The sequence below is a fragment of the Janthinobacterium sp. GW458P genome (assembly GCF_002127585.1).
In the GTDB taxonomy this organism is placed as follows: domain Bacteria; phylum Pseudomonadota; class Gammaproteobacteria; order Burkholderiales; family Burkholderiaceae_D; genus Janthinobacterium.
This window is the reverse complement of the sequence record NZ_NEGZ01000107.1, coordinates 1-6,557: the sequence shown is the minus strand read 5'-3', so window position 1 is coordinate 6,557 and position 6,557 is coordinate 1. Positions and strand designations below refer to the sequence as shown.

5 protein-coding genes are annotated in these 6,557 nt (G+C 66.3%); 1 reads left to right on the top strand and 4 read right to left on the bottom strand.

Features of this window, described 5'->3' with window-relative positions; translation table 11 throughout:
• Positions 1–1,104 (bottom strand): acyltransferase (locus CBW50_RS27850; protein ID WP_253252017.1); only part of this gene is annotated, 1,104 nt, incomplete at its 3' end.
• A 257-nt stretch (positions 1,105–1,361) separates the two neighbouring features.
• On the opposite strand from CBW50_RS27850, the gene CBW50_RS27845 reads away from it, so the two are divergent.
• A complete protein-coding gene (locus tag CBW50_RS27845; protein ID WP_086148496.1) occupies positions 1,362–2,867 on the top strand; it encodes a DASS family sodium-coupled anion symporter in 1,506 nt (501 codons plus the stop codon).
• Between the two features lie 9 nt (positions 2,868–2,876).
• Here CBW50_RS27845 and CBW50_RS27840 read toward each other — a convergent pair whose 3' ends face one another.
• The 3 genes from CBW50_RS27840 to CBW50_RS27830 all read right to left on the bottom strand — a co-directional run.
• Positions 2,877–3,524, bottom strand: coding sequence for a hypothetical protein (locus CBW50_RS27840; RefSeq protein ID WP_139842683.1), 648 nt, complete (start codon positions 3,522–3,524; stop codon positions 2,877–2,879).
• 110 nt (positions 3,525–3,634) lie between these two features.
• Positions 3,635–6,175, bottom strand: a complete 2,541-nt coding sequence (locus tag CBW50_RS27835) for an EAL domain-containing protein (RefSeq protein WP_086148494.1) — start codon at positions 6,173–6,175, stop codon at positions 3,635–3,637.
• The coding region (locus CBW50_RS27830) for an Hpt domain-containing protein (protein WP_139842682.1) at positions 6,172–6,557 on the bottom strand (386 nt) is incomplete at its 5' end. The genes CBW50_RS27835 and CBW50_RS27830, both read right to left, overlap by 4 nt.

Below are 6,557 nucleotides of genomic sequence, written 5' to 3'. Positions count from 1 at the left end.
GGCCGTGGCGCCGCCGCGCCAGCGCCGGCGCAGGGCGGCATTCGCGGGCTCGGACACGTAGCGGGCCACGAGGGCGGCCGCCAGCGCCGTCGCCGCCAGGAAGAGCGCCAGCCACGGCAGCCGTTCCGCGTAGCCCAGGCCCGCCTTGTCGATGACGTTGCGCATGCCGGCCAGCACGATGATATGGAACAGGTACAGTTCATAGCTGTGGCGTCCCAGCCATTGCAGCGGCCCGGGACGGCCCTGGGCGGCCGCCGGGACCGCCGTGGCGCCCGCGATGAAGGCGGCGCTGGCCAGCGCGATGGCGCAAAAGCCAAAGACTTCATGGCCGCCGATGCCGCGCGCGTACACGGCCGCCAGGGCCAGGCCGGCCGCCCGGCGCAGGATTTTCCCGGCCCGCGCACCGGGCTGACGGTGCTGGGTCAGCAGGGCTGTCAGGCAGCCGATGGCGATGGCGTCGAAACAGGCAAGGTAGCCGTACATGAAGTAAATCTCGTTGTCCGCGTGCAGGCTGCGGTAGACGGGGCCGGCGACGATGGCGGCGCCGCACAGCAGCATGATCGCCAGGCGCCGGCGCAGCAGGCGGCACGACAGGGGCAGCAGCAGATAAAACATTTCCTCGACGGACAGCGACCAGTAGACGTTCAGGCAGTAATTGAAATAGCCGGCGCTTTGCATCAGCACGTTGTGCCAGAAGGTCAGCACGGAAGCGACGGCGATGACGAAATAGCTGGCTGGCAAGTCCTTGCCGCCGTCCGAATTGGCAAAGAAGGGCACGTCCAGCACGCCGAGCAGCACGATCAGGGACAGGGCCAGCAGCAGCGCGGGCAGCAGGCGGGCGATACGGTAGGCATAGAACGCGGCCAGGTCGATGCGCGCCAGGTCGCCCCAGCGGCGCAGCGAGGTCGCGGTGATCAGGTAGCCGGAAATGACGAAGAACATGGTGACGCCGTAATTGCCCTGGTAGGCGGCTTTCAACAGCCAGCCCGGCAAGGCCGACAGCGGGCTGTTCTTCAAGCCATAGGCCAGCGCGAAGTGCAGCAGCAGCACGCACAGGATGGCGGCGCCGCGCAGGGCGTCGATATGATGGTTGCGTGCTTGCAATGGTTTCCTCTTTGGTAAGGCGGCATGAGGGCGATTATGTGAGCGATGCCGCGCGCAGGTCAACGATTTTGCAATCGGCGGCACGGACGCGCCGAATGGGGCGGGGGGCGGGGCCGCCCGCCGTGTATGATATTGCCGAACAGAATTGTTGGGCATCTGTCATCTTGCGGGCGCGGTTTGTCGTGCCCGCAGCCCATGAATCTGCGTGCACGATTCCGGCCGCCGCGATGCCCGACCCACAGCGAAAGGTAATGAAGATGTATAAAACAGTGCGCGAAATGTTCCTGCATTTCAAGGAAGCCGTGCCATTCCGGCTCGTGCCGGCCCTGATCTGCACGGTCTTGCTGGTGAGCATGCTATTGCTGCCGGCGCCGGACGGCCTGACGCCCAAGGCCTGGGGCTTGCTGGCGATTTTCCTCACCACGATACTGGCGATCATATTAAAAGTGATGCCCATCGGCGTGATGGCCATGATGGCCATCGTGATTGTTTCCTTGTCGCAAGTGACGGCAAGCTCGTCCAAGGGCGCCATCACGGATGCCCTGAGCAGCTTTGCCAATCCCCTGATCTGGCTGATCGTCGTGGCAATTTTGATATCGCGCGGCCTCAAGAAAACGGGGCTGGGCAGCCGCATCGGCCTGCTGTTCATCTCGTTGCTGGGCAAGCGCACCATGGGCATCGGCTATGGCCTGGCCATCTGCGAACTGGTGCTGGCGCCATTTACGCCCAGTAACACCGCACGCGGCGGCGGCATCGTCCATCCCGTCATGAAATCGATTGCCAACGCCTTCGATTCGGACCCGGCCAAGGGCACGGAAGGCAAGGTGGGCACCTATCTGGCTCTCGTCAACTACCATGCCAATCCGATCACCTCGGCGATGTTCCTGACGGCCACGGCGCCCAACCCGCTGGTGGTCGACTTCGTGGCCAAGGCCAGCGGCCAGAGTTTCCACCTGACGTGGACCACCTGGGCCCTGTGCATGCTGCTGCCGGGCCTGGTCTGCCTGCTGCTGATGCCTTTGATTATCTATTGGCTGTCGCCGCCGCAGCTGAAGGCCACGCCGGACGCCGTCACCTACGCCAAGGCCCAGCTGAAAAGCATGGGCCCGCTGTCGCCGCCGGAAAAAGTCATGCTGGGCACCTTCGGCCTGCTGCTCTTGCTGTGGGCTAACGTACCCGCCATGCTGTTCGGCCCCGCGTTTTCGCTCGACGCGACCGTGGTCGCCTTCGTCGGCCTGTTCGTGCTGATCATCACCGGCACCATCGACTGGGACGACGTGCTGTCGGAAAAGAGCGCCTGGGATACCCTCGTGTGGTTCGGCGCCCTCGTCATGATGGCTGAACAGCTCAATAAAACGGGCGTGATCGCCTGGTTCTCGGCCGGCATGAAGGGCGCCATCGTCGCCAGCGGCATGGACTGGCTGCCGATCGCCGGCGTGCTCGTGCTGGTGTTTGTCTTTTCGCATTATTTCTTTGCCAGCACGACGGCCCACATCAGCGCCATGCTGCTGGCCTTCCTGACGGTGGGCCTGCACCTGATCCCGGCCGAGTACCACGTGCCCTTCATGCTGATGATGACGGCCGGCTCGGCCATCATGATGACCCTGACCCACTATGCGACGGGCACCTCGCCCATCATCTTCGGCAGCGGCTTCGTGACGATGGGCAATTGGTGGCGGGTCGGCTTCATCATGTGCGTGGTGGAACTGCTGATCTTTGCCGTCGTCGGCACCGCGTGGTGGAAGGTGCTCGGCTACTGGTAATACTATGCGCTACAGCTGGCGCGCCAGCTGCCGCATGGCCGCCAGGCAGTGCGCCAGCTCGCCGCCCACGGCGCGCTTCCACAGCACGGCCGCCTGCGACCACGCCTGTTTTGCCAGCAAGTCGCTGAGCTGCGCCCGCAGGTCGTCCGGCAAGCCGCCGAACTGGCGCAGTTCCAGCGTGCGGGGCTGGCCGTGGCGGCCCGCCGGGTCCGCTTCCTCCAGCCCGTCGTGCAGGCTGCCGGGCCGGTGCGGCGCGCCGGCGTCCGCCATGTACGCCAGTTGCACGTCCGGCGTCGCCTCCAGGTCGTAGCCGAGGTCGCGGCAGGGCTCGTCGATCAGCTGGGCGATATTGTAGATCGTCAACACTTGCGCGGAACGCACGACGTCCGTCAGGTCGTGCACGTCGACGCCCGCGTCCAGCAGGCGCTGCAGGGCAGGCGAGTTGATGAAGGGAAAGTCGGACCCGCCCAGTTCACGCCAGCGTGCGATCCACCGGGGCTGCGGCAAGTCTTCATCGACGACGTCGGCCCACAGGCCCCGCAGCAGCAACTGCCGCAGCAAGCGGTCGTATTTCTTGTTCGCACTATCGTGCTCCAGGGCATCCGCCTGCGCCCCATCGATCCCGCATTGCCGCAATCGCCCGCCTATTGTTGTCATGGTGCGCCGCCAACCTTTCCATCGTCTCTGCTCCAGGCGCCATCATATACTACCGCGCGCACGCCAGGCGTCGCCGCCGCGCTTACGCCCACGGCTTGGCCCGGCCCCGGTCAGGCGGCGCGGTTGCCGGCCTCGATGCCATGGGGGCCGAGCGGCGGGCGCTGCACGCCCGATTCGAAGCGCAGGAAGGCCTCGCGCAAATGGTCGCGCAGCAGGGTTTCATCCCAGGGCTTGGTGATGAACTTGTACACGGAACCTTCGTTGATGGCCGCCGTGACGGAATGCAGTTCCGGATAGCCGGACAGCATCACGCGCACCATTTCCGGGTAGACGCCCTTGATGCGGCGCAAGAGTTCGTTGCCGGACATGCCCGGCATGCGCGCATCCGTGAGGATCACGCCGACCGCATGCGCGGCCACCAGTTCCAGCGCTTCCTGCGGCTTGGTGGTGCTGAGGATCTGGTAGCCTTCCTTGCGCAGCGAGCGGCGCAGGGCGGACAGGATATGCTCCTCGTCGTCGACCAGCAGCAGCACGCGCTGCGCAGTCTCTGGGTGGCAACTTTCTGGCGGCAAATGGGTGCCCGCATACAGCAGCTTGTCCATCTCGGCGCCCGGCAGCGGGCGGCTGAAATAATAGCCTTGCATGGCGTCGCAGCGGTTGGTATTGAGAAATTCCAATTGCCCCTCCGTTTCCACGCCCTCGGCCACCGTGGTCAGGTGCAGCGACTTGGCCATGGCGATGATGGAGCGGGTCAGCGAAGCGCCGTCCACGCTGTCGGTCACGTCGCGGATGAAGGACTGGTCGATCTTCACCACGTCGATGGGGAACTGCTTGAGGTAGGACAGGCTGGAATAGCCGGTGCCGAAGTCGTCCAGCGACAGGGTGACGCCCAGTTCCTTCAGCTGCTCCAGCGCCAGCACCACCAGGTCGCGGTTTTGCATCAGCACGCTTTCCGTCAGCTCCAGTTCCAGGCTGCCGCCCGCCAGGCCGCTGTCGGCCAGCACTTCGCGCACCAGTTGCGGGATGTCGACCTGGCGGAACTGGCGCGCCGACACGTTGACGGCCATCGTCAGGTGCGCAAAGCCGTAGGCGTGCCAGACGCCCAGCTGCGCGCAGGCCGTGCGCAGCACCCATTCGCCGATGGGCACGATCATGCCCGTTTCCTCGGCCAGGGCAATGAAGCGCTCCGGCGGCACCAGGCCGATGCCGGGCCGGCGCCAGCGCAGCAGCGCTTCCATGCCGTACACCTTGCCGCTGGTGAGATCGACCTTGGGCTGATAATGCAATTCCAGCTCGCCTTGCGCCAGCGCCTGGTGCAAGGCGTGCTCGATCTCGGCCCGCTCTTCCACCAGCACGCCCATCTTGTGGTTGTAGAACTGGTAGCCGTTGCGGCCCTTGTCCTTGGCGCTGTAGAGGGCCGCGTCTGCCGTCTTGAGCAGCATGTCGGCGCTGTCGCCGTCGGACGGATACAGGCTGGCGCCGATACTGGTGCTCACGTGCAGGGTGTGTTCGCCCAGCACAAAGGGCTCGGCGAACACGGCCAGCACCTTTTTGGCGATCTCCTCGGCCGTGCCGCTGTCGGGCAAGTCCGTCAGCAGGATGACGAATTCATCGCCGCCCTGGCGGGCCACGGTGTCGCCCTCGCGCACCGCGTGCTGCAGACGCCGCGCCACTTCCTGCAGCAGGGCGTCGCCCACCGGGTGGCCATAGCTGTCGTTGACAAACTTGAAACGGTCGAGGTCCAGCATCAGGGTGGCCAGGTGCAGGCGCGTGCGGCGGGCGTGGGCGATGGCCTGGCCGGTGCGATCGTTGAGCAGCTGGCGGTTGGGCAAGTCCGTCAGCGCATCGTGGTTGGCCAGGTATTCGATGCGCATTTCCTGCAGCTTGCGATCGGTGATGTCCTGCACGGTGCCGCGCATCAGCAGCACCTGGCGGCCTTCGCGCACGGCCTCGGCCTGGTGGAAGACGATGCGCTCGGCGCCGCCCGGCTGCCGCACCTTGTGCTCCAGGCTGTAGCCGGCGCCGCTGGCGTGCAGCGCCATGAAGGCGTCGAGCAGCAGGGGGCGCTGGTCTTCCGGCAGGCACTGCAGCAGGCGCTCGAAGCTGGTGGGGCCCGTGTCGCTTTCCAGGCCCAGGATGCGCAGCAGCTCGGGCGACCAGTAGCCGTCGCCGTCGGCGACCCGGTACTCCCAGTTGCCGAGGCGGGCCAGCGCTTGCGCGTGGCTGAGGCTTTCCTGGATACGGCTCAAGTCGCTCAAGGCGCGGCTGGCCCGCAGCAGGTAGCGCAGCCGGTGCGCCAGCAGCCGCCACTGCATCGGCTTGGAGATAAAGTCGCTGGCGCCCGCTTCCAGCGCCTGCTTGATGGAGGCGTCGTCGTCGTTGCCGGTAAGCACGACGATGGGCACGTGCGCGCCGCCGGGCAGGCGGCGCAGCTGTGCGCAGCACTCGAAGCCGCTCATGCCGGGCATGGCCACGTCGAGCAGGACCAGGTCCGGCACCACGCGCTGGAAGGCGGCCAGCGCTTCCTGGCCGCTGGCCGCCTCCTCGATGCGGAAGCCTTCCGGCTCCAGCGCTTCGGTCACCAGGATGCGCGTCATGGTGTCGTCATCGACCACCAGGATCATTGCTTGCGGGGGGAGGGCGGGATTCATATGGCTTCCTTTTCAATGGCCAGGGCGGCGAGGACACGGTCGAGTTCTTGCTGGATGCCGCGGATATGGCGCAGCGCGCTGCCGACGTCATTGGCGCGCGCATATTCTTCGATTTCACGGCAGGTGGCCGACAGGCCCAGCGCGCCCACGTTGGCGCAGCTGGACTTGAAGGTGTGCGCGGCCAGCTGCAGCGCCCCGGCGTCGCTGGCCCCGGCCGCCACTTCCAGCTGGCCCAGCAGGCGCGGGGCATCGCTGTGGAACAGGTCGATGATGCGGCCCAGCACGTCGGGACGGCCGGGACGGCGCATGGCGCGCAGGTTTTGCAGGGCGCCGGCGTCGAGGATGGCGCCGGGCGCCGCGGGCGGGGTCGCCTGCGCCGTCA